This window comes from Pseudomonas sp. QS1027 (genome assembly GCF_002814235.1).
In the GTDB taxonomy this organism is placed as follows: Bacteria; Pseudomonadota; Gammaproteobacteria; order Pseudomonadales; family Pseudomonadaceae; genus Aquipseudomonas.
Map to the genome: position 1 here is coordinate 23,672 of NZ_PHSU01000002.1, position 22,027 is coordinate 45,698.

The window sequence follows — 22,027 nt, forward strand, 5'->3', positions numbered from 1 at the left end:
AAAAGGCGTCGGTCAATGTCAGACGGCAATGCCCTTGCGGCACTGGACCTGGGCGGTCCGCACTCGGGAAAAAGCCCGGGCCAGGCGCAACAGCATCTCGTCAATGTCGCCCTTGCTGACATTCAGTGCCGGTGAAAAACGCAGGCAGTCGGCTTTCGGCGCATCCAGCAGCAGCCCTTCCTGCAACGCCGCCTTGACCAGCGCATCCGCCGACTCGTCGCCCAGGCTCAAGCCCCAGAGCAGGCCGGTCCCGCGCAACTCTCCCTCGGCGTAACGTTGGGCCAGACGCGTCAGCCCATCACGCAGGTACTGTCCGGTTTCACGGACCTGGGCAAGGAAATCACCCGCGAGCAGCGTCTCCAGCACCGCCAGCCCGGCACTGCACATCATGGCATTGCCGTGGTGACTGCCACCGACTTCGCCGGGCGCAAAACAGCAAGCCTTGCCCCGCGCCAGCAGGGCGGCCAGCGGCACGCCGCCGCCCAGGCCTTTGCCCAGGGTGATGATGTCCGCCTTCACGCCATACTGCTGTTCGACCAGCAAGGTGCCGCAGCGCCCCATGCCGGTCTGCACTTCATCCAGGATCAGCAGGATGCCCAACTCACGGCATAACCGCTCGACGCCCTTGAGGTAGTGCCCGGTCGCCGGAATCACCCCCGCGGCACTCTGGATCGGTTCCAGCATGATCGCGACGGTCTTGGCATCCACCGCCGCATGCAAGGCCGACAAGTCATTGAATGGCACCTGGCTGAAGCCCGGCAGTTGCGGCTCGAATCGATTGTCAAAAGCGTCCGAGGCGGCCATGGCGCCGAAACCACTGCCGTGACAGGCGTTGCTCACCGAGATGATCCGAGACGCGCCAGCGCGATGCAGCTGCCCCCACTTGCGCGCCAGCTTGATCGCAGCGTCGCAGGCTTCGGAGCCGCTGTTGAAAAAATGCACCTGGTCGCAACCGGTGCTTTCGCACAGTCGCTGGGCCAGATTCAATTGACCCTGGTTATGAAATCCAGGCCCCGCATTGATCAAACCATAGGCCTGGTCGGACAAGGCCCGGGCCAGAACACCGGGGCTGTGGCCTAGGCTGTTGCTGCCACCACCCTGGCTGAAATCCAGATAAGCCTGGCCCTGCGTATCCCACACCGAAGAGCCCTGACCGCGCACGAACACCGGAGCAAGACGCGCGGCAGCCGGCATCAGGTATTCATGGCTGACACTGTCTTGTCGGGTGGCTTGCCGGTACTCGGCCGTCAGGTCATCGAGGCTCGGCGGCGTGCGACGCAAGCTGAACAGATTCATGCGCGCAGACCTTCCAGAGGCAGACCGAGCAACCGCGCCGACCAGTCTTCCACGCGTCCGCTGCGCAGGCGCTTGATCGCCGTATCGCGCCAGCGCGAAGACAACGCAGGACAATCCACCAGCTTCTTCAGGCCCGCCTGTTCCAGGGGTTCCTGAAAGAAGGCATGCAGCGCCCAGGCCACGGTCAGCCCGGGATAACTGCGCTGAATCAGCTCGAACGGTTGATCGGCGCTGACAAAGCCCGACTTCAGCACCCGGTAGAACCAACCACAACGCCCTGTGTCCTGGGCCTCTTGCGGCAGGTCCGGCAATGTTCCGAGACGGCTCAGGCGATAACAGGCCGAGCGCGGCTGGCTGACCTGCAACAACGCACCGCCCCAGCGAAACAGATCGCCCAGGCAGACCTGCTCTTCGGTCAGGCCCCGCGTCGACAAGTTCTCGCCAAAAGCCGGGGCCGCCCAATCAAGCTGTGGATAACGTTGGCGCCAGTAAGCGTAATGCTCGGCGGGATAGTGATGCAGCGCCCGCTCGGGGCCGGTATGGAAGCGCGGATCGCCATGCTCATCGCTACCCAGGCCCTGCGGCCACAACCAGAGCCGGTTGGCAACCCGGTGTTTATCCGTATCCCCCACCAGACCCTGACCCAGATTTTTTGCCTTGCCTATGTAAACACCGTCCACGTAAACAGTATTCATCGCGCTCTATGGCCCTGTAAGCCTTGTGATTAGGGTTAGACTAGGCTTCCCCGGCACCTGCGGCCATTTCGTTTTTCGAGCATTTTCGATAAGTACAGCTTATGGATTTCAAGCAACTGCGTTATTTCGTCGCGGTGTATGAAGAAGGCCATGTCGGCCGGGCCGCCGAGCGCCTGTCGATCTCGCAACCGGCTCTCTCGCAGCAGATCCGCCAGCTCGAACACAACCTCGATGTCGGCCTGTTCGAACGCAGCAGCAAGCGCCTGCTGCCGACCCTCGCCGCCCATACCCTCTACAACCACGCACTGCCGCTGCTCGATGGCCTGCAACGGGCCCGAGACGACCTGCGCAACTTCCAGGGCCAGGCCCTGCGTACCCTGGCCATCGGTGTGCTGCAGACCGTGCACACCAGCCTGGTGCCGCAGATGCTGGAACGGGTGCGCAAGGCCCAGCCGCACCTGGTGGTGCAGATCTACGAATTGACCGGCATGGAGATCGAGCGACGCCTGCTCAATGGCTCGCTGGATATCGGCATCAGCTACCTGCCAACGCGGCAACCTGGCTTGCATGGGGTGCTGTTGTACGAAGATGAGCTGCAACTGGTGATTCCGAGCGATCATCCACTGCGCGAATTCAAGAAGGTCTCCTTGAGCCAGGCCGCCGAACTGCCGATGCTGCTGCTCGGCGAGGAGTTCCAGATCCGTCAGATCTGGCAGGGACAATTGGCCAATCTGGGACGACGCCCTCAGGTCCAGGCCGAGCTGAACAATATGGCCGGTATCCTCGACAGCCTGCCGCATACGCGACTGGCGACGGTGCTACCGGGCCGCTCGCGTCATGAGCACGACGACGACCTGCTGCTGTGGAAACCGCTGACCGAACCGCGGGTTGCCTTGAAAGTCGGGCTGGTGTGTCGCGATGTGCAACGCCAACAGGCGACGCTGGAGTTGTTGCGCAACCTGCTCGAAGACGTGATGTTGACGAACCGCCCGGGCGGGGCCCCGCCGGTAGTACGAGAAGGGCTGAACTGACCGCCACTTTTTCGCGGGCAAAAGAAAACCCCGCCGAGGCGGGGTTTTGCAGACTGTTTCCCTGACATCCCTTTCACTCCGCCGTCCTGGCAGAATCCTACGTGTCCCTGTTGTTGCTTTTGAGCTTCCTGCTCGACGTCCTTGGTGCAAAGATTATCGCTGGATCCAATTTGGCGATAGGGGCAAAAAGCAGCGCGTTATGTAAGTAAATGCTTACATGGCATACGAAGAATCAAAATTGCTCGGCATCCAGTAGGAACAGCGACTCGCTCCCGGCTTTTACCGAGGCCGTCAACGAATGAATACGCGGCAACAGACGTGCGAAATAGAACCGCGCGGTGCCCATTTTGCTCGCGTAGAACGTCTCCTGACTCTCCTTGCCCAACGCTGCCTTGGCCATCAGTGCCCACATGTAGGCATAGGTGGTGTAACCGAAGGCTTGCAGGTATTCGACAGATGCCGCACCGATCTCGTCCGGATTGGTCCTGGCGCGTTCCAGGACCCAGGCCGTGAGGTCATCGAGGTTATCCAGCGCGGCGCCCAGTGGCTGGGTGAACTCGGCCAGCCCGGCGTCGGCGGTCTTGATGAAGTGGCGAATCTCTTCGGCGAACAGCTTGTAATAGGCGCCGCCGTTGCCGACGATCTTGCGCCCCACCAGGTCCAGGGCCTGGATACCGTTGGTGCCCTCGTAGATCTGGGTGATGCGCACATCACGCACCAGTTGCTCCTGTCCCCACTCGCGGATATAGCCATGACCGCCGAACACCTGCTGGCCGTGCACGGTGGTTTCCAGGCCGAGGTCGGTGAGGAACGCCTTGGCCACCGGGGTCAACAAGGCCACCAGGCCATCCGCGCGTTCGCGGGTGGTGGCGTCCTCACTGAACTTGGCGGTGTCCAACTGCATCGCCACGTAGGTGGAAAACGCCCGGCCGCCTTCGTTCGAGGCTTTCATGGTCAACAGCATGCGCCGCACATCGGGATGCACGATGATCGGGTCGGCGACCTTGTCCTTGGCCTTCGGCCCGGTCGGCGAACGGCTTTGCAGGCGATCGCGGGCGTACTCGACCGCGTTCTGGTACGAACGCTCACCCGACGCCAGGCCCTGGATACCCACCCCCAGACGCTCGTAGTTCATCATGGTGAACATCGCCGCCAGGCCCTTGTTCGGCTCACCGATCAGGTAACCCACGGCTTCGTCGAAGTTCATCACGCAGGTCGCGGAGGCCTGGATGCCCATCTTGTGCTCGATGGAACCACAGCTCACCGGGTTGCGCGCGCCGAGACTGCCGTCGGCGTTGACCATGAACTTCGGCACCAGGAACAGCGAGATGCCCTTGGGACCGGCCGGGGCGTCCGGCAGCTTGGCCAGCACCAGGTGAATGATGTTCTCGGTCAGGTCGTGCTCACCGCCGGTGATAAAGATCTTGGTGCCAGTCACCTTGTAGGAACCGTCCACCTGGGGCTCGGCCTTGGTACGGATAATCCCCAGGTCGGTGCCGGCATGGGGTTCGGTCAGGCACATGGAGCCGGCCCAGACACCCGAATACATGTTCGGCAGGTAAGTGGCTTTCAGTTCTTCGCTGGCGTGGGTGTTGATCGAGACACAGGCACCGGCCGTCAGCATCGGGTAGAGGCCGAACGCGAGGCTGGAGGAGTTGATCATTTCTTCGACCTGGGCCGACACCGCCTTGGGCATGCCCATGCCACCGAAGGCCGGATCACCGCCGACACCGACCCAGCCGCCTTCGGCGTAGGTCTGGTAGGCCTGCGGGAAACCGGCCGGGGTGAACACCGCGCCGTTGTCCCAGCGGCAGCCTTCTTCATCACCACCACGGCTCAGGGGCGCGATGCTCTTGGCGGTGACCTTGCCGGCCTCTTCGAGAATCGCTTCGACGGTTTCGGCGTCGACGGTCTCGGCCAGGGCAGGCAGTTGGGCCCAGAGTTTCGCGACCTCGAACACTTCATTGAGGACGAAGCGCATATCGCGCAGGGGCGCTTTGTAGTCAGCCATGGCAAACCTCGCAGGATCTAAACGACAGGCCCCGGATGGGGCCGATTTTCTATGGCTTGAGTTTACCCTAACAACTTTTACGACACATAGGGTCTATGTGTGACTTTTTAGTTATTTTTAGTCACACGCATATCCGAGGCATGAGGTGTCTGTTCTAACGCCCTCAGGCTCACTCGAAAACAGCTACAACGCAAACACCTCCGCCGGCAGACGCATCAGGCACTCACTCCCCGCCTCCACCGCCGCCCGATGGGCAGTCGTGCGCGGCAACAGCCGCTTGAAGTAGAACTCGCAGGTCGCCAGCTTGCCCTGGCAATACTCGGCGTCACCACTCCCTGCCTCCAACCGGGCCTGGGCCACCAGCGCCATGCGCAGCCAGAGGTAGGCAAGAATGATGTAGCCGCTGTACATCAGATAATCCAACGCCGCCGCACCCACTTCATCCGGGTTCTTCATCGCCGCCATCCCGACCTGGGTGGTCAGTTCACCCCACTGCTGGTTCAAGCCGCCCAGTTGCGCCACATAACCCTTGAGCTGCGGATGCCCGGCATTCGCCAGGCAGAACCGGTGCACGATCTTGGTAAAGCCACGCAGCAACTTGCCCTGGCTGCCGAGCACTTTACGTCCCAGCAGATCCAGCGCCTGAATCCCGTTGGTGCCCTCATAGATTGGCGCGATCCGGCAATCGCGGACCAACTGCTCCATCCCCCATTCACGAATGAAGCCATGGCCACCGAACACCTGCATCCCGTGGTTGGTCACCTCAAGACCGGTTTCGGTCATGAAGGCCTTGCAGATCGGCGTCAGGAAGGCCAACAGGTCCTCGGCGTCCTGGCGCTGGCTCGCATCGCTAGCCAGATGAGCGACATCCAGCCACTGCGCGGTGAAGTAGGTCAGTGCCCGGTTGCCTTCGTTGAAGGCCTTCATGGTCAGCAGCATGCGCCGCACATCAGGATGCACGATGATCGGGTCAGCCACCTTGTCCGGCGCCTTGGGGCCGGTGAGCGCGCGCATCTGCAGGCGGTCGTTGGCGTACCGGACCGCCCCCTGGAAACTCGTCTCGCCCAGACACAGGCCCTGCATCCCGGTACCGAGCCGGGCATGGTTCATCATGGTGAACATGCAGTTCAGGCCCTTGTTGGCCTCGCCGATCAGATAGCCCTTGGCGTCATCGAAGTTCAGCACGCAGGTCGCGGAAGCCTTGATCCCCATCTTGTGCTCGATGGAGCCGCACTGCACACCGTTGCGCTCGCCCGCGTCACCGGCGGCATTGACCAGGAACTTGGGCACGATGAACAGCGAAATGCCCTTGGTCCCCGCTGGCGCGTCCGGCAGCTTGGCCAGCACCAGATGCACGATGTTCTCGCTCATGTCGTGCTCGCCGGCGGAGATGAAAATCTTGCTGCCGCTGATTGCATAGCTGCCGTCGGCCTGGGGCACGGCGCGGGTCTTGATGATCCCCAGGTCGGTGCCGCAATGGGCCTCGGTCAGGCACATGGTGCCGGTCCAGCGACCCTCGGTCAGTTTGCTCAGGTAGGTGTTTTTCTGCTCCTCGGTGCCGTGGGCATGGATCGCCGACATGGCGCCGTGGGTCAGGCCCGGGTACATGCCCCAGGAGGTGTTGCTGGAGCCGATCATCTCGCTGATCACCAGCCCCAGGGACAACGGCAGGCCTTGCCCGCCATAGGCCGGGTCCGCCGCCAGGCCATGCCAGCCGCCTTCGACATACTGGGCAAAGGCCTGCTTGAAACCCTTGGGCGTGGTCACCACGCCATTGTCGAAATGGCAGCCTTCTTCATCGCCGGAGCGGTTCAGCGGCGACAACACCTGCTCGCAGAATTTCGCGCCCTCTTCGAGGATCGCGCCGACCATGTCGGGGCTGGCATCGTTGGCGCCGAGGGCGAGGTAGTGGGCGTGGAAATCGAAAACATGGTCGATCAGAAAGCGCATGTCGCGTAGCGGGGCTTTGTACTCAGGCATGGTCGTTTCTCCGGCAGCAGATAACTCAACCTACTGCCCTGCCCGACCCCGGACAATCACCGTCCAACCGCTGAATGCTCCACCATCACTCAGCCAACAGCTTCGCCCGTGCGAATCGCCCCACGTCGGCTCTGCCCCGCCGCGACCACGCAGTTACGCCCCGCGCCCTTGGCGGCATAGAGCGCCTGGTCGGCGGACTTGAGCACTTCTTCCGGAGTGCGCTGCTCCGGCTGACGCTCGGCGACACCGATACTCACGGTCACCGAGACGCTCGAAACACCGCTGCCAGCCCGGCGCTGACGACCTTGCTGGTCGTCCTGGGGGCGATTGTCCTGGTTGCGCAACTGGATATGGTAGTTGGCGATCACTTCGCGAATGACCTCCAGGTGCGGCATGCACTCTTCCAGCGTCTTGCCGGCGAACACCACCGCGAACTCTTCACCACCGTAGCGATAGGCACGACCGCCGCCGCTGACCTTCGCCAGCTTGCTCGCCACCAGGCGCAACACCTGGTCGCCGACGTCGTGACCATGGGTGTCGTTGAATTTCTTGAAGTGGTCGACGTCGGTCATCGCCAGCACATAGTTGCGCCCCAGGCGCTGCATGCGTTCGTTCAGCGCGCGGCGTCCCGGCAGGCCGGTGAGCTCGTCGCGGAAAGCCATCTGATAAGCCTCGTGGGCCACCGCCGCGGCAATCATCAACATCACCTGGCTGCACATGATGTTCAGGGTGAACGGCAGGATGAAGGTCTTGGGCAACATCCAGAACAACCCGAGCAACCCGGTCAATTGCGCCGCGTGCAGCGGTCGCGGATTGCGCCAGTACTGCACTGTGAGCAACACGAAGGAGGCGAAGAACACCGGGTAGGACAACTGGATCAGGCTCATCCAGTCCCCGTGCAGCGCCGGCCAGCGGATTTCCGCCAGCCAGTCGAGCAAGGTCTGCGGATAACTCTGCTCCAGGCCCAGTGCCACGCTGCCCACCGCCAGCAGCACGGCGAACCGCGCGACCATGTCCTGGAACAGGTGCGTGCGCTCCTCCCAGGCGGCGTAAACGCCAAACAGCAGGGGCAGCAACAGGCAACAGAGGTGGAAGACCACCGCGGCGTCCTCGCGGACCTTGCCGTGATCCCGGTAGTAATCGGTCTGGGTGGAGAGCAGGAAATAGGCGATATACACCGTCACCATCAGGAACAGTTCGCGCTGACGTCGGTACACCGCGCAGTAGGACCCGCCCAGCAGCAAAACCAGGGTCGGCAGCACATTGAACAGCGAGGTGAAGAAGACGTTGAGTTCCTTGACGTAGGCAGCCGCGAGCCCCGCAAGCAACAACAGGAGAGAGGGTAAAAAATGACCAGCATGGACAGTGGAAGAACGCGGCAAGGGTAAAGCTCCGACCGGCAACGCAATAAATGGCATTGTGCCTGTATTGTAAGACCTAAAGTACGGCAATGTGACATCAGTCACAAATGCCATCTCTTTAACGGCAGCGCGGCGATTCTTCTTAGCGATTTAGTCAGGAATTTTTTCGCCGCCCGTCGCCATGGGCCGCACGCAAAAAAGCCGCTTCCCCCGAAGGCGAAGCGGCTTTTACAGAGGACTCAGTGTGGCTTAGTAGCCCAGGCTGAAGTTCTCTTCTTTCATGTCCATCAGGTTGTTCGCGCCAGACAGCATGGTGACCACGTGAGTGCGGGTACGCGGCAGGATGCGCTGGAAGTAGAAACGCGCGGTCTGCAGCTTGGCGGTGTAGAAACCTTCCTCGCTGGTACCGGCAGCCAGTTTCTCGGCGGCCAGGCGCGCCATGTCGGCCCAGAAGTAAGCCAGGCAGGCATAACCGGAGTACATCAGGTAGTCCACCGAAGCGGCACCGACTTCTTCACGGTCCTTCATCGCGGCCATGCCGACTTTCATCGTCAGCTCGCCCCATTCCTTGTTGATGGCCGCCAGCGGTGCGACGAACTCGCTGACCGCTTCGTTGCCTTCGTTGGCCTGGCAGAACTTGTGGACGATCTTGGTGAAGCCCTTCAGCGCTTCGCCCTGGGTCATCAATACCTTGCGACCCAGCAGGTCCAGCGCCTGGATACCAGTGGTGCCTTCGTACAGCATCGAAATGCGGCTGTCGCGAACGTTCTGCTCCATGCCCCACTCGGCGATAAAGCCGTGGCCGCCGTAGATTTGCACGCCATGGTTGGCGGCTTCGAAGCCGACTTCGGTCATGAACGCCTTGGCAATCGGAGTCATGAAGGCCAGCAGTGCGTCGGCTTTCTTCTTCTCTTCTTCATCCTGGCCGTACTTGACGATGTCGACCTGCTTGGCGGTGAAGTAGACCATTGCCCGGTTGCCTTCGGCGAAGGCCTTCATGGTCAGCAGCATGCGACGCACGTCAGGGTGCACGATGATCGGGTCGGCGGCCTTGTCCGGCGCTTTCGGGCCCGTCAGGGAACGCATCTGCAGACGCTCGCGCGCATATTTCAGGCCACCCTGGAAACCGATCTCGGCGTGGGCCAGGCCTTGCAGCGCGGTCCCCAGGCGAGCGGTGTTCATGAAGGTGAACATGCAGTTCAGGCCCTTGTTCGGCGGGCCGATCAGGAAACCGGTGGCCGCGTCGAAGTTCATCACGCAGGTGGCGTTGCCGTGGATGCCCATCTTGTGTTCGAGGGAACCGCAGGAAACGGCATTGCGCTCACCCGCGCTACCGTCGGCGTTCGGCAGGAACTTGGGCACGATGAACAGCGAAATACCCTTGGTGCCGGCCGGTGCATCCGGCAGGCGGGCCAGGACGATATGGACGATGTTGTCGGCCATGTCGTGTTCACCGGCCGAAATGAAGATCTTGGTGCCGCTGACCTTGTAGGAACCGTCGGCCTGAGGCTCAGCCTTGGTCCGCAGCATGCCCAGGTCGGTACCGCAGTGCGGTTCGGTCAGGCACATGGTGCCGGTCCACTCGCCGGAAACCAGCTTGGTCAGGTAGGCCTCTTGCTGCTCAGGAGTACCGTGCTCGGAAATGGTGTTCATCGCACCATGGGACAGGCCCGGATACATGCCCCACGACCAGTTGGCTTCGCCGACCATTTCGCTGACCGCCAGGCCCAGGGACTCTGGCAGGCCCTGGCCGCCGTGTTCGACGTCGTGGGCCAGGCTTGGCCAGCCGCCTTCGACGAACTGCTTGTAGGCTTCCTTGAAACCGGTGGGCGTCTTAACGCCGGATTCGCTCCAGGTGCAACCTTCGGTGTCGCCGACCCGGTTCAACGGGGCCAGTACCTGCTCACAAAACTTGGCGCCTTCCTCGAGGATGGCGTCAACCATGTCCGGGGTAGCGTCCTGGCATGCCGGCAGGCTCTGATAGTGCGCTTCGTAACCGAGCAGCTCGTCACGGACGAAGCGAATATCACGCAAGGGGGCCTTGTAGTCAGGCATAGCGATAAACCTCTGCTGATGAATCCTGGAATGAGCGACCGCGTCGATTTGCCACGCCGGTCAAACGGTTGTTTGAAACATACGTTTGCGCTCATTCCTTGTCAAGTGTCGTTCATGGTCCATTCGTCATACATGGATGAAAGATGCGCAGGAAAAGGCCGGCAGCCTTGAAAGGCAGCCAGGGGCACGTAATGGAAAGAATAGTCGAGGGTGAGAGCGGGTTATGCGAGGGAGGAACTAAAAGTCGAAGACTTGAAAACGCAGCAAATCCTGTAGGAGCCGGCTTGCTGGCGATGAGGCCCGTCAGTCTTGCATCGACTTATCGGCCGCCATCGCCAGCAAGCCGGCTCCTACAAGGGATCGCGTTTCAATTCTGATGGAGAGGAGCTATCAGGCGTAGGTATCGATCAACGTACCAAGTGCCTGATCCGAAGCCTTGGCCACCTTGGCACCCGCTTCGACCTGAAGCTTGCCCTGGGTCATGTCCACCATGGTGCTCGACAGATCTTGCTGGCTGCGGTCCACCGACAACAGTCGATTGACCTGGGTATCGGACGATTGGCTCTTCAGCGAGCGCCCGACAATGGTATCGGCGGTTTGACTGGCCGATTGGTCGACACGATTCTGCCCGGACCGAATAGTGCTCAGACCGGCATAAACAGCGGTATTTCCTGAGATTTCCATGGGCAAACTCGACTGAAGACGGGATCGACAGTCTGCATTTAAGCAGACCTGTCAAAGAAACACCCGTCAAAAACAATAATGGCAGATTGCCTGTTGATAGGCAGAATCTTAGGGAAGCCTCAACCAACCCGCAGACACCGCAGCCCCGCGCCTAGTCCAGCAAATCCAACTGCAGGTACTGCGCGACGGTTTCGGCGCTCGCCGCCTTGAGCCTCGGCACCCGCCCCAGGCAAGGGGCCGGCAGGCGTTCGGCCAGGGTTGCGAGGTTCTCTTCCAGGCGTGAAGTCTTCGGCTCGATGATATTGGCGACCCAGCCGGCCAGTTGCAGTCCATCTCGCTCGATGGCTTCGGCGGTCAGCAGGGCATGGCTGATGCACCCCAGGCGTACCCCCACCACCAGGATCACCGGCAAGGCCAGCGCCTGGGCCAGATCCGACAGGCTCGCCTGGTCCGCCAACGGCACTCGCCAGCCGCCGGCGCCTTCTATCAAGGTGAAGTCGGCCCGCTTGGCCAATACTTGCCGCATCGGTCCCAGCAAGGACTGTACGGTCAACTTCATCCCCGCCTCGCGCGCCGCCAGATGCGGGGCAATCGCCGGCTCGAAAGCTATCGGATTGACCTCGGCATAGCTCAGCGGCAGCGAACATTCGGCCAGCAACGCCAGGGCATCGGCGTTGCGCAAACCCTGCGGCGTCACCTCACAGCCAGACGCCACCGGCTTGCCCGCCGCGGTGCTCAGGCCGGCCTGACGGGCCGCGTGCAGCAAGCCGGCGGCAATCGTGGTCTTGCCCACGTCGGTATCGGTGCCGGTAATGAAATAGGCAGCGCTCATAGCGGTTTCTCCAGAATGGCGTAGACCACCTGATAGGTCGCCGGCAAACCCTCGGCCTGGCGAAACTGTTCATAGGCCTGCATCAACCCGAGAATCCGCGCCCGCCCGGTCAAACCACCCGGCCGACCAGGGTTGAGGTTATGCGCGCCCAATGCCTTGAGTTCATGGGTCAGGCTGCGCACATCCGGGTAGTGCAGCACCTGCGGCCGGCTTTCCAGGCTGACCACACGCAGACCGCTGTCCCGGCACAGTTGCTGATAGTCGCTGAACAACCGGAAGCGGTTGACGTGCACCAGGCCATCCACCGCCCGCCAGCTTTCCCGCAACTCGTGCAGGGTGCCGACACACAGGCTGGCAAAAGCCATCACCCCGCCCGGCCGCAATACCCGCTGAGCCTCACCGAGTACCGCGGCGAAATCGGCGCACCACTGTACCGCCAGGCTGGAGAACACCAGATCGCAGCTAGCGGCTTGCAACGGCAGACGCTCGGCGTCCCCGGCGACAAAGTGTCGGGCGCCGCCCAGCGGACGCGCATGCTCCAGCATGCCCTGGGCAATATCCAGCGCCACGCCTTCGCCCTGCGCGAAACGAACGCCCAGGGCTCGGCTGAAGTAGCCGGTGCCACAGCCCATATCAAGCCAACGGGACGGACTCGACTCGGCCGGCAGGCGCCCGAGCAATTCATGACCGACATCGCGCTGCAATTGGGCGACGCTGTCATAGCTGGCCGCCGCGCGGGAAAACGAGGCAGCAACCTGACGCTTGTCGGGCAAGCCGCCCGGCAAGACGGGGTGGGAAAGATCAGTCATCACCGGACTCATGCAAAAAGGCCTGGATCGCCCCGGCCACTCCATGGGGGTCGTCCAGTAGAAAAGCGTGGCCGGCCTGTTCGATCAGGCCGATTTCGACATCCGGCAACAACGCCAGCAGATCACTGGCGGCCTCAGCCGGCACCAGGCCATCCTGGCCAGCGAACAGGTGCAGTTGCGGACCGCGATAGGCTTGCAGGGCCTGACGGGTATCCAGTTGCGCCAGCACCTCCAGCCCGTTCAACAGGGTCTCGGGAGCCGTGTGCGGCGCACCGGCCAGGAGCAGTCGCGCCTGTCTGCGCGGGTCAGCCGAACCCTGGGCACAGAGCAGGCTGAAACGCTTGAGGGTCGTTTGCGGATCGGCGCGGCAGCCGGCCAGGAACAGGTCGAAGGTATCGTTCTCCATAGCCCCGGACCAGCCATCACTCACCACGAAACACGGGTTGCTCGCCAGGGTCAGCAGACCGCAGCAGCGTTCGCCGCGCCGCGCCGCCAGCGCCGAAGCGAGCATGCCACCCAGGGACCAGCCGCCCAGCCAGGCGTCGTCCGGCAGGGTCGCATCGAGTTCGTCGAGCCACTCTTCGGGATCGCCGCTGGCCAGTTCCGGCAAGGGTTCGATTTCCACCCGCAAGTGCTCATCCAGCCCGCGCAAGGCAGCAGCCAGGGGTTCCAGCGGCGAGATGCCGAGGCCCCAACCGGGCAACAGGATCAGACGATCACGCATGGTTTGGCTCCACTGGATCAAAGGGGCCCAACAGGCTGAAACACTCGGCCAGTCCCTCTAACAATAGCTGCACCTGCGCCTCGCTGTGGGCCGCGGACAAGGTCACCCGCAGCCGGGCACTGCCCGCCGGAACGGTCGGCGGACGAATCGCCGTGACCATCAGCCCGCGCTCACGCAGCAACTGCGAGAAGCGCAACGCCCGACCGCTGTCGCCGATCAGGATCGGCTGGATCGGCGTGAAGCTGTCCATCAGGGTCAGGCCGATCTGTTCGGCGCCTTGGCGGAACTGGCGAATCAGCGCGTTCAGGTGCTCGCGCCGCCAGTGCTCGGTGCGCAGCAACTCCAGGCTTTTCAAGGTCGCGCAGGCCAGGGCCGGCGGTTGGCTGGTGGTATAGATGTAGGGGCGGGCGAACTGGATCAGGCTTTCGATCAGTTCTTCACTGCCGGCGACAAACGCGCCCGCCGTGCCGAAGGCCTTGCCCAGGGTGCCGACCAGTACCGGCACGTCCTCCTGGCTCAGACCGAAATGCTCGACAATACCGCCACCGCTGGCCCCCAGCGGACCAAAACCGTGGGCATCGTCGACCATCAACCAGGCGCCCTTGGCCCGGGCTTCACGGGCCAGGGCCGGCAAGTCGGCCAGGTCGCCGTCCATGCTGAAGACCCCGTCGGTGACCACCAGGGTATTGCCGGTGGCTTTTTCCAGGCGCTTGGCGAGGCTGGCGGCGTCGTTGTGCAGATAACGATTGAAACGCGCACCCGAGAGCAACCCGGCATCCAGCAGCGACGCATGGTTGAGACGGTCTTCCAGCACCGTGTCGCCCTGCCCCACCAAGGCGGTGACCGCACCGAGGTTGGCCATGTAGCCGGTGGTGAACAACAGCGCACGCGGGCGCCCGGTGAAATCGGCCAGGGCCTCTTCCAGCGCGTGATGCGGCCCGCTATGACCGATCACCAGGTGCGAGGCACCGCCGCCGACACCCCAGCGCGCCGCGCCGGCCTGCCAGGCTTCGATGACCTGCGGATGATTGGCCAGGCCCAGGTAGTCGTTGTTGCAGAAGGCCAGCAGGGGCTGGCCATCGACCACCACCTGCGGGCCTTGCGGACTCTCCAGCAACGGGCGCTGGCGATAGAGGTTTTCGGCACGGCGGGCGGACAGCCGGGCGGCGAGATCGAAGGACATTGGAGCCTCGCAAATGCGATCCGAAGAACACGGCATGACCTTGTAGGAGCAGGGCTTGTCGGGACGCCGCACCGCCGCGAAGCTTTTAGACACCTTCACGGCGTCCCGGCAAGCCCGGTTCCTGCAAAACCCGTGTTCCCGCAGGAAGGACGGTATGGATCAAACAGCGGCGTTATAGAACTGCTCGCTGCTCTTTTGCTCCACCAGCGCCTGCTCGATGGCCGCCTGGTGCACTTCGTCGGCGTGCTCTTCACGGGCTTCCGGCAGGATGCCCAGGCGCGAGAACAACTGCATGTCCTTGTCGGCTTGCGGGTTGGCGGTGGTCAGCAATTTATCGCCGTAGAAGATCGAGTTCGCGCCGGCAAAGAACGCCAGGGCCTGCATCTGATCGTTCATCGCCTCACGGCCCGCCGACAGGCGAACGTGGGATTGCGGCATGAGGATCCGCGCCACCGCGAGCATGCGGATGAAATCGAACGGATCGACGTCATCGGCGTTTTCCAGCGGCGTACCGGCGACCTTCACCAGCATGTTGATCGGCACCGACTCCGGGTGTTCCGGCAGGTTCGCCAGCTGGATCAGCAGCCCGGCGCGGTCGTCGAGGGACTCACCCATGCCGAGGATACCGCCAGAGCAGATCTTCATCCCGGCATCGCGCACATAGGCCAGGGTCTGCAGGCGCTCGCCGTAGGTGCGAGTGGTGATGATGCTGCCGTAGAACTCCGGCGAGGTGTCGAGGTTGTGGTTGTAGTAGTCGAGGCCGGCGTCGGCCAGGGCGGCGGTCTGGTCCTGGTCGAGCTTGCCCAGGGTCATGCAGGTTTCCAGGCCCATGGCCTTGACCCCTTTGACCATCTGCAGCACGTAGGGCATGTCCTTGGCCGACGGGTGTTTCCACGCCGCGCCCATGCAGAAACGGGTCGAACCGATGGCCTTGGCCCGCGCGGCCTCCTCCAGTACCTTCTGCACTTCCATCAGTTTTTCTTTTTCCAGCCCGGTGTTGTAGTGGCCGGACTGCGGGCAGTACTTGCAGTCTTCCGGACAGGCGCCGGTCTTGATCGACAGCAGGGTCGACACTTGCACGCGATTGGCGTCGAAGTGCGCGCGGTGCACGGTCTGGGCCTGGAACAGCAGGTCGTTGAACGGCTGGACGAACAGGGCCTTGACCTCGGCCAAAGACCAATCGTGACGCAAAGTGGCGGTGATGCTGGCGCTCATCGGCGGAGTTCCTTGTTTTATGCTGGGCAAGCGGCTGGGGCAAAGGAATACCCACAGACGCGACACGGATGCTCGGCATATTTAAGGAAGACTCATGCGCTGTCAACCACGATACGAAGGACCGGTTTACATCTGGTTAAAAAACAAACAAACCTGTTTATTGTGCGATGAAACCACCGATACCCCCCACCCGATCTGTACGCCCTGCGAGAGCGATTTGCCCTGGCTGATGGACGCGTGCCAGGTCTGCGCCCTGCCCTTGTCGGCGGCGGGGCTGACCTGCGGGCAATGCCTCAAGCAGCCGCCGGCCTTCGAGCAGGTGATTGTGCCCTGGACCTACCGTTTCCCGCTGGACAGCCTGATTACCCGTTTCAAGCACCAGAGCCAATGGCCGTTGGGGAGACTGCTGGGGGAGTTGCTGGCCCAGGCGTTGCGCGAGCGCTTCGACGATGGTTTACCGCGACCGGACCTGTTGCTGCCGGTGCCCATGGCGACCCGACGCCTGCGTCAGCGGGGTTATAACCAGGCGGCGATGTTGGCGAACTGGCTGAGCCAGAGCCTGGAGATCCCCGCAGATGAACACCGTTTGCTGCGTGTTCAGGACACCATCGCGCAACAGGAACTGGACGCCAGGGCTCGCCGACGCAACCTGCTGAACGCCTTTGCCCTGGCGCCCGGGGCGAAAGTCGAAGGCCTGCACCTGGCGCTGGTGGACGATGTACTGACCACCGGAGCTACCGCCGAAAGCCTGGCCCGGTTGCTGATGAAGGCGGGAGCGCGGCGGGTCGATGTCTATTGCCTGGCGCGTACACCGAGCCCGGAAAGTCGTTAGCCGTCTCAGAGACACCACGGAACCTGTAGGAGCCTGGCTTGCCAGCGAATAGGCCCTTGAGCCTTGCGGCGATCTTGCGAACGCCATCGCCAGTAAGCTGGCTCCTGCAGAAACCGCGTTCGGCTTGAGTCAACCCGTATCGGCGGCTTGACGTCGAAAGCACCGAGAGGCACCTTGCCCAGTACCCCCGCTGCCCGAAGTCCGCCCCATGTCCCTGCCCGTCCTGCTGACCCAACACATCGTCCGCCGCCCGCAGCGTATCGCCCTGCTGCAACATATCGCCGAACAGGGCTCCATCACCCGCGCCGCGAAAAGTGCGGGCCTGAGTTACAAGGCGGCCTGGGACGCCATCGACGAGTTGAACAACCTGGCGCAAAAACCCTTGGTGGAGCGCAGCGTTGGCGGCAAGGGCGGCGGTGGCGCCAAGCTGTCGGCTGAAGGCGAACGGGTGCTGCGTCTTTATCAACGCCTGCAAACCCTCCAGGCCCAGGTCCTCGAAGCCGCCGAAGACAGCGGCGACCTCGACCTGCTCGGCCGCCTGATGCTGCGCACCAGCGCCCGCAACCAGCTTCACGGCACAGTGCAGGACATCACCCGCCACGGGCGCAACGACCTCGTGCGTCTGGCCCTCGCCGGTGGGCTCACGCTGCAGGCACAGATCACCCATGACAGCACCCTGCGCCTGGAGCTGGAGAGCGGCACCGAAGTCGTCGCCCTGATCAAGGCCGGTTGGCTGGAATTAAGTGCAATCGGGCATCCCGCAAAATCCGGACACAATTCTCTAGGCGGTCAAATCGAGGACATTTCCGAGGATGAAGACGGCCCTTCGGAGGTCAGAATCGCGCTGCCGAACGGGCAAATCCTCTGTGCGCTGGCGCAACCGGAGCAGATAAAAAACCTCAGGCTGAGCGTGGGAAGCCCGGTGCAGACGGTGTTTGCGCCGTCCCTGGTGATTTTGGGTACACCGTTATGACGCCATCGCCAGCAAGCCGGCTCCTACAGAAGAACATATCCCACCTGTAGGAGCCGGCTTGCCGGCGATCGATCACGCAGCGATCCCGCGCTTTTTCTGCAACAAATCCGTCACAGCGCATTACTAAGGTGACCCCCTGACCCGCAGGGAGCCTGATCATGAACCTCTTAGAAGAAAACCAACCCACCGACCTGGAACAGATGGTCGGCCTCAGCCGTCGTGGCTTTATCAGTGCCGGCGCCTTGTGCGGCGCGGCAATGTTCCTCGGCGGCAACCTGCTGAGCCGCAGCGTGATGGCTGCCAGCGTCAGCGCCGCCTCCGGCCAACTGCTGGGTTTCGACAGCGTCGCCGCCGCCACCCGCGACACCCTGACCTTGCCGCCCGGCTATACCTCGTCAGTGCTGATCAGTTGGGGCCAACCCCTGGCCAAGAACGGCCCGGCCTTCGACCCGAGCGGCAACGGCACCGCCAAGGCCCAGGAAGTCCAGTTCGGCGACAACAACGACGGCATGAGCCTGTTCCCCTTCCCCGGCGACGACAACCGCGCGCTGATGGCGATCAACAACGAATACACCAACTACCGCTACCTCTACCCCCACGGCGGCCAGCCGCAATCCCTCGAAGACGTGCGCAAGGCCCAGGCCAGCGAAGGCGTGTCGGTGATCGAAATACAGCGCAAGGACGATCAATGGCACTTCGTCCAGGGCTCGTCCTATAACCGGCGGATCCACGGCAACACACCGATCAAATTCGGCGGCCCGGCAGCCGGCCACCCCTGGCTGCAGACCCAGGCCGACAAGCAGGGTCGCAAAGTCCTCGGTACCTTCCAGAACTGCGCCAACGGCAAGACGCCGTGGGGCACCTACCTGACCTGCGAAGAGAACTTCACCGACTGCTTCGGCAGCAGCCATACCGAACAGAAATTCGATGCCGCGCAAAAGCGCTATGGGGTCGTGGCCACCAGCAAAGAGATCAACTGGCACGCCCACGATCCACGCTTCGACATGGCCCTGAACCCCAACGAACTGAATCGTCACGGTTGGGTGGTGGAAATCGATCCGTTCGACCCGCAGTCCACCCCGGTCAAGCGCACCGCCCTGGGCCGTTTCAAGCACGAGAACGCCGCCCTGGCCGAAACCCGTGACGGCCGCGCCGTGGTCTATATGGGCGACGATGAGCGCGGTGAGTTCATCTACAAGTTCATCAGCCGCGACAAGATCGACCACAAGCACCCCAAGGCCAACCGTGACCTGCTGGATCACGGCACCTTGTACGTTGCGCGGTTCGACAACGGCGACGGCAACCCGGACCGTCCGAAAGGTTCGGGTGAATGGGTCGAATTGACCTTCGGTAAAAACGGCATCGATGCCGGCAACGGTTTCACCAGCCAGGCCGAAGTGCTGATCCACGCCCGGCTGGCCGCCAGCGTGGTCAAGGCGACACGCATGGACCGTCCGGAATGGATCGTCGTCAGCCCCATCGACGGCCAGGTCTATTGCACCCTGACCAACAATTCCAAACGCGGTGAAGAAGGCATGCCGGCCGGCGGCCCTAATCCCCGGGAGAAGAATGTCTACGGGCAGATCCTGCGCTGGCAGGCCGCAGGCAATGATCATGGCGCCCACACCTTTGGTTGGGACCTGTTCGTGGTGGCGGGCAACCCGGCGGCGCATCCCGGCACGGCCAAGGCCGGCTCGTCCAATATCACTGCGCAGAACATGTTCAACAGCCCGGACGGCCTGGGTTTCGACAAGGCCGGCCGTCTGTGGATCCTCAGCGACGGCGACTATAGCAACGCCGGGGATTTTGCCGGCATGGGCAATAACCAGATGCTTTGCGCCGACCCGGCCAGCGGGGAAATCCGTCGATTCATGGTCGGCCCGGTAGGCTGCGAAGTGACCGGCATCAGCTTCTCGCCGGACCAGAAAACCTTGTTCGTCGGCATCCAGCATCCTGGCGAGGCCGGCAACTCGACCTTCCCCGAGCATTTGCCGAACGGCAAGCCACGCTCGTCGGTGATGGCGATCCGGCGGGATGATGGCGGGATTATCGGCGCCTGATCAACCGAACCGAAAACACCGCCCCCTGTAGGAACCGGCTTGCTGGCGATAGCGGCCGATCAGTCGATGCAAGACTCACTGGCCTCATCGCCAGCAAGCCGGCTCCTACACAGGCCGTACCCGACATGGGGCCGATCACAAACCCCAACAGCCGCCACACCTGCCACCCCGTCTGCGCTAACATGCTTGGCCGGACGCGGCCGCCTGCCGCCCGCAGGAGTCAGCATGTCCCACCCGTTTGAAACACTCACCCCTGACCTGGTGCTCGACGCCGTGGAAAGCATCGGCTTTCTCAGTGACGCCCGGGTCCTGGCGCTCAACAGCTACGAAAACCGTGTCTATCAGGTGGGCATCGAAGACGGCGAACCCCTGATCGCCAAGTTCTACCGCCCCCAGCGCTGGACCAACGAGGCCATCCTCGAAGAACACCGCTTCACCTTCGAACTGGCCGACTGCGACGTGCCGGTCGTCGCGCCGATGATCCACAACGGCGAAAGCCTGTTCGAGCACGCCGGCTTCCGCTTCACCCTGTTCCCCCGCCGTGGCGGCCGCGCCCCGGAGCCGGGCAATCTCGACCAGCTCTATCGCCTCGGGCAACTGCTCGGCCGCCTGCACGCCGTAGGCGCCACCCGGCCGTTCGAACACCGCGAAGCCCTCGGCGTGAAGAACTTCGGCGAGGACTCGCTGACCACCCTGCTGGAAGGCAACTTCATTCCCCGCAGCCTGCTGCCGGCCTATGAGTCCGTGGCCCGCGACCTGCTCAAGCGGGTGAAACAGGTCTACGCCGAGACCCCGCACCAGAACATCCGCATGCACGGCGACTGCCACCCCGGCAACATGATGTGCCGCGACGAGATGTTCCATATCGTCGACCTCGACGACTGCCGCATGGGGCCGGCCGTCCAGGACCTGTGGATGATGCTCGCCGGCGATCGCCAGGAATGCCTCGGCCAACTGTCGGAACTGATGGACGGCTACAGCGAGTTCCACGACTTCAATCCCCGCGAACTGGCGCTGATCGAACCCCTGCGCGCCTTGCGCCTGATGCACTACAGCGCCTGGCTGGCCCGCCGCTGGGACGACCCGGCGTTCCCCCACAGCTTCCCGTGGTTCGGCAGCGAGCGTTACTGGGGCGACCAGGTCCTGGCGTTGCGCGAACAACTTTCCGCACTGAATGAAGAACCGCTGAAATTATTCTGACGGTTGTGGCAGGATTTACTGACGCCTGAAAAGGCGTCATCCCTCATTCAATAAAATAAAACTCTTATAAGAAATTAGTCAGCAGCCTAAGAAAGGACTCTGCATGCAAGCCGCCAACCCGCGTCGCGGGTACATCCTTGGCCTCAGCGCCTACGTCATCTGGGGCCTGTTCCCGATGTACTTCAAAGCCATCGCCGCCGTACCGGCCGTCGAGATCATCGTCCACCGCGTGCTCTGGTCCGCCCTGTTCGGCTCCCTGTTGCTGATGGTCTGGAAGCACCCCGGCTGGTGGCGCGAGCTGCGGGACAACCCGCGCCGCCTGGCGATCCTGGCCCTGAGCGGCACCCTGATCGCCGCCAACTGGCTGACCTACGTCTGGTCGGTGAATAACGGGCGCATGCTCGAGGCCAGCCTGGGCTACTACATCAATCCGCTGGTCAACGTACTGCTGGGCATGCTGCTGTTGGGCGAACGCCTGCGCCGCCTGCAATGGATCGCCGTTGGCCTCGCCGCCGTGGGCGTGGCGCAGCAGGTCTGGCAGGTCGGCAGCCTGCCCTGGATCTCGCTGGTGCTGGCGCTGACCTTCGGTTTCTACGGGCTGATCCGCAAACAGGCACCGGTCAAGGCCCTGCCGGGCTTGGTGGTGGAAACCTGGATGCTGGTGCCCATCGCCATCGGCTGGCTGTTGCTGCACCCGCTCGCCACCAGCGCCCAGGCCGAATTCTGGACCACCTCGCAAGCCTGGTGGTTGATCGCCGCCGGCCCGGTCACGCTGATCCCGCTGGTAAGCTTCAACGCGGCGGCACGTCACCTGCCCTACACCACCCTGGGTTTCCTGCAATACATCGCGCCAACCCTGGTGTTGCTGTTGGCCGTGCTGCTGTACGACGAACACCTGACCGCCAGCAATCTGGTGGCCTTCGTGTTTATCTGGACGGGATTGGCGGTGTACAGCGTCGATGCCTGGCTCAGCCTGCGCAAGCGCAGCTGATCAAAAAACACACAAAAGCCTGCAAACCTTGCTCCACCTGGGCTGCAGGCTTCTACCCCAAGGTTATCCACAAGCCGGTCCACGCCGTTTGTGCA

18 protein-coding genes are annotated in these 22,027 nt (G+C 62.8%); 6 read left to right on the forward strand and 12 right to left on the reverse strand.

The window, feature by feature from the left end; all coding sequences use genetic code 11:
• Positions 1-18: 18 nt before the first annotated feature.
• Positions 19-1,296, reverse strand: coding sequence for an aspartate aminotransferase family protein (locus CWE01_RS00295; protein ID WP_100938524.1), 1,278 nt, complete (start codon positions 1,294-1,296; stop codon positions 19-21).
• Entirely contained in the window at positions 1,293-1,991 is a 699-nt protein-coding gene (locus CWE01_RS00300) for an MOSC domain-containing protein (RefSeq protein ID WP_100938525.1), read from the reverse strand. Before CWE01_RS00300 ends, CWE01_RS00295 begins: the two co-directional genes overlap by 4 nt.
• Positions 1,992-2,092: 101 nt before the next feature.
• Between CWE01_RS00300 and CWE01_RS00305 the strand changes: the two genes are divergently transcribed.
• Positions 2,093-3,022, forward strand: a complete 930-nt coding sequence (locus CWE01_RS00305; RefSeq protein WP_100938526.1) for a LysR family transcriptional regulator — start codon at positions 2,093-2,095, stop codon at positions 3,020-3,022.
• 232 nt (positions 3,023-3,254) lie between these two features.
• Here CWE01_RS00305 and CWE01_RS00310 read toward each other — a convergent pair whose 3' ends face one another.
• The 10 genes from CWE01_RS00310 to bioB form a co-directional block, all read right to left on the reverse strand.
• On the reverse strand, positions 3,255-5,033 hold the full coding sequence (locus CWE01_RS00310; RefSeq protein WP_100938527.1) for an acyl-CoA dehydrogenase C-terminal domain-containing protein: 1,779 nt from the start codon (positions 5,031-5,033) through the stop codon (positions 3,255-3,257).
• A gap of 183 nt (positions 5,034-5,216) precedes the next feature.
• Positions 5,217-7,013, reverse strand: a complete 1,797-nt coding sequence (locus CWE01_RS00315) for an acyl-CoA dehydrogenase C-terminal domain-containing protein (protein ID WP_100938528.1) — start codon at positions 7,011-7,013, stop codon at positions 5,217-5,219.
• A gap of 89 nt (positions 7,014-7,102) precedes the next feature.
• Positions 7,103-8,395 (reverse strand): GGDEF domain-containing protein, encoded by a 1,293-nt coding sequence (locus CWE01_RS00320; RefSeq protein ID WP_100938529.1) that lies wholly within the window; start codon positions 8,393-8,395, stop codon positions 7,103-7,105.
• Positions 8,396-8,623: 228 nt separating this feature from the next.
• Complete coding sequence (locus CWE01_RS00325) at positions 8,624-10,429, reverse strand: phenylacyl-CoA dehydrogenase (RefSeq protein ID WP_100938530.1); 1,806 nt, start codon at positions 10,427-10,429, stop codon at positions 8,624-8,626.
• Between the two features lie 390 nt (positions 10,430-10,819).
• Positions 10,820-11,113 (reverse strand): pyrroloquinoline quinone biosynthesis protein PqqE, encoded by a 294-nt coding sequence (locus CWE01_RS00330; protein WP_100938531.1) that lies wholly within the window; start codon positions 11,111-11,113, stop codon positions 10,820-10,822.
• 151 nt (positions 11,114-11,264) lie between these two features.
• Positions 11,265-11,945, reverse strand: a complete 681-nt coding sequence (bioD, locus tag CWE01_RS00335; RefSeq protein ID WP_100938532.1) for a dethiobiotin synthase — start codon at positions 11,943-11,945, stop codon at positions 11,265-11,267.
• Positions 11,942-12,754, reverse strand: a complete 813-nt coding sequence (bioC, locus tag CWE01_RS00340; protein WP_100938533.1) for a malonyl-ACP O-methyltransferase BioC — start codon at positions 12,752-12,754, stop codon at positions 11,942-11,944. Before bioC ends, bioD begins: the two co-directional genes overlap by 4 nt.
• Positions 12,747-13,478, reverse strand: a complete 732-nt coding sequence (locus CWE01_RS00345) for an alpha/beta fold hydrolase (protein ID WP_100938534.1) — start codon at positions 13,476-13,478, stop codon at positions 12,747-12,749. Before CWE01_RS00345 ends, bioC begins: the two co-directional genes overlap by 8 nt.
• Entirely contained in the window at positions 13,471-14,661 is a 1,191-nt protein-coding gene (bioF, locus tag CWE01_RS00350; protein ID WP_100938535.1) for an 8-amino-7-oxononanoate synthase, read from the reverse strand. Before bioF ends, CWE01_RS00345 begins: the two co-directional genes overlap by 8 nt.
• A gap of 159 nt (positions 14,662-14,820) precedes the next feature.
• Positions 14,821-15,876, reverse strand: a complete 1,056-nt coding sequence (gene bioB / locus CWE01_RS00355) for a biotin synthase BioB (RefSeq protein WP_100938536.1) — start codon at positions 15,874-15,876, stop codon at positions 14,821-14,823.
• Between the two features lie 94 nt (positions 15,877-15,970).
• Between bioB and CWE01_RS00360 the strand changes: the two genes are divergently transcribed.
• The 5 genes from CWE01_RS00360 to rarD all read left to right on the forward strand — a co-directional run bounded on the left by CWE01_RS00360 (position 15,971) and on the right by rarD (position 21,932).
• The gene (locus tag CWE01_RS00360; RefSeq protein WP_100938537.1) at positions 15,971-16,708 is read left to right on the forward strand and encodes a ComF family protein; all 738 of its coding nucleotides are present in this window, start codon (positions 15,971-15,973) and stop codon (positions 16,706-16,708) included.
• A 208-nt stretch (positions 16,709-16,916) separates the two neighbouring features.
• Complete coding sequence (locus tag CWE01_RS00365; protein ID WP_100938538.1) at positions 16,917-17,681, forward strand: TOBE domain-containing protein; 765 nt, start codon at positions 16,917-16,919, stop codon at positions 17,679-17,681.
• A gap of 158 nt (positions 17,682-17,839) precedes the next feature.
• Complete coding sequence (locus CWE01_RS00370) at positions 17,840-19,741, forward strand: PhoX family phosphatase (protein ID WP_100938539.1); 1,902 nt, start codon at positions 17,840-17,842, stop codon at positions 19,739-19,741.
• 225 nt (positions 19,742-19,966) lie between these two features.
• Positions 19,967-20,941, forward strand: coding sequence for a serine/threonine protein kinase (locus tag CWE01_RS00375; protein WP_100938540.1), 975 nt, complete (start codon positions 19,967-19,969; stop codon positions 20,939-20,941).
• A gap of 103 nt (positions 20,942-21,044) precedes the next feature.
• Positions 21,045-21,932, forward strand: coding sequence for an EamA family transporter RarD (rarD, locus tag CWE01_RS00380; RefSeq protein WP_100938541.1), 888 nt, complete (start codon positions 21,045-21,047; stop codon positions 21,930-21,932).
• Positions 21,933-22,027: the final 95 nt, after the last annotated feature.

Coding starts and splice junctions, on each gene's coding strand:
- CWE01_RS00370 (WP_100938539.1), top strand. CDS start 17,840: ATGAACCTCTTAGAAGAAAACCAACCCACCGACCTGGAACAGATGGTC.
- CWE01_RS00365 (WP_100938538.1), top strand. CDS start 16,917: ATGTCCCTGCCCGTCCTGCTGACCCAACACATCGTCCGCCGCCCGCAG.
- rarD (WP_100938541.1), top strand. CDS start 21,045: ATGCAAGCCGCCAACCCGCGTCGCGGGTACATCCTTGGCCTCAGCGCC.
- CWE01_RS00330 (WP_100938531.1), bottom strand. CDS start 11,113: ATGGAAATCTCAGGAAATACCGCTGTTTATGCCGGTCTGAGCACTATT.
- CWE01_RS00345 (WP_100938534.1), bottom strand. CDS start 13,478: ATGCGTGATCGTCTGATCCTGTTGCCCGGTTGGGGCCTCGGCATCTCG.
- CWE01_RS00310 (WP_100938527.1), bottom strand. CDS start 5,033: ATGGCTGACTACAAAGCGCCCCTGCGCGATATGCGCTTCGTCCTCAAT.
- bioB (WP_100938536.1), bottom strand. CDS start 15,876: ATGAGCGCCAGCATCACCGCCACTTTGCGTCACGATTGGTCTTTGGCC.
- CWE01_RS00305 (WP_100938526.1), top strand. CDS start 2,093: ATGGATTTCAAGCAACTGCGTTATTTCGTCGCGGTGTATGAAGAAGGC.
- CWE01_RS00360 (WP_100938537.1), top strand. CDS start 15,971: ATGCGCTGTCAACCACGATACGAAGGACCGGTTTACATCTGGTTAAAA.
- CWE01_RS00375 (WP_100938540.1), top strand. CDS start 19,967: ATGTCCCACCCGTTTGAAACACTCACCCCTGACCTGGTGCTCGACGCC.
- CWE01_RS00325 (WP_100938530.1), bottom strand. CDS start 10,429: ATGCCTGACTACAAGGCCCCCTTGCGTGATATTCGCTTCGTCCGTGAC.
- bioF (WP_100938535.1), bottom strand. CDS start 14,661: ATGTCCTTCGATCTCGCCGCCCGGCTGTCCGCCCGCCGTGCCGAAAAC.
- bioC (WP_100938533.1), bottom strand. CDS start 12,754: ATGACTGATCTTTCCCACCCCGTCTTGCCGGGCGGCTTGCCCGACAAG.
- CWE01_RS00300 (WP_100938525.1), bottom strand. CDS start 1,991: ATGAATACTGTTTACGTGGACGGTGTTTACATAGGCAAGGCAAAAAAT.
- CWE01_RS00295 (WP_100938524.1), bottom strand. CDS start 1,296: ATGAATCTGTTCAGCTTGCGTCGCACGCCGCCGAGCCTCGATGACCTG.
- CWE01_RS00315 (WP_100938528.1), bottom strand. CDS start 7,013: ATGCCTGAGTACAAAGCCCCGCTACGCGACATGCGCTTTCTGATCGAC.
- bioD (WP_100938532.1), bottom strand. CDS start 11,945: ATGAGCGCTGCCTATTTCATTACCGGCACCGATACCGACGTGGGCAAG.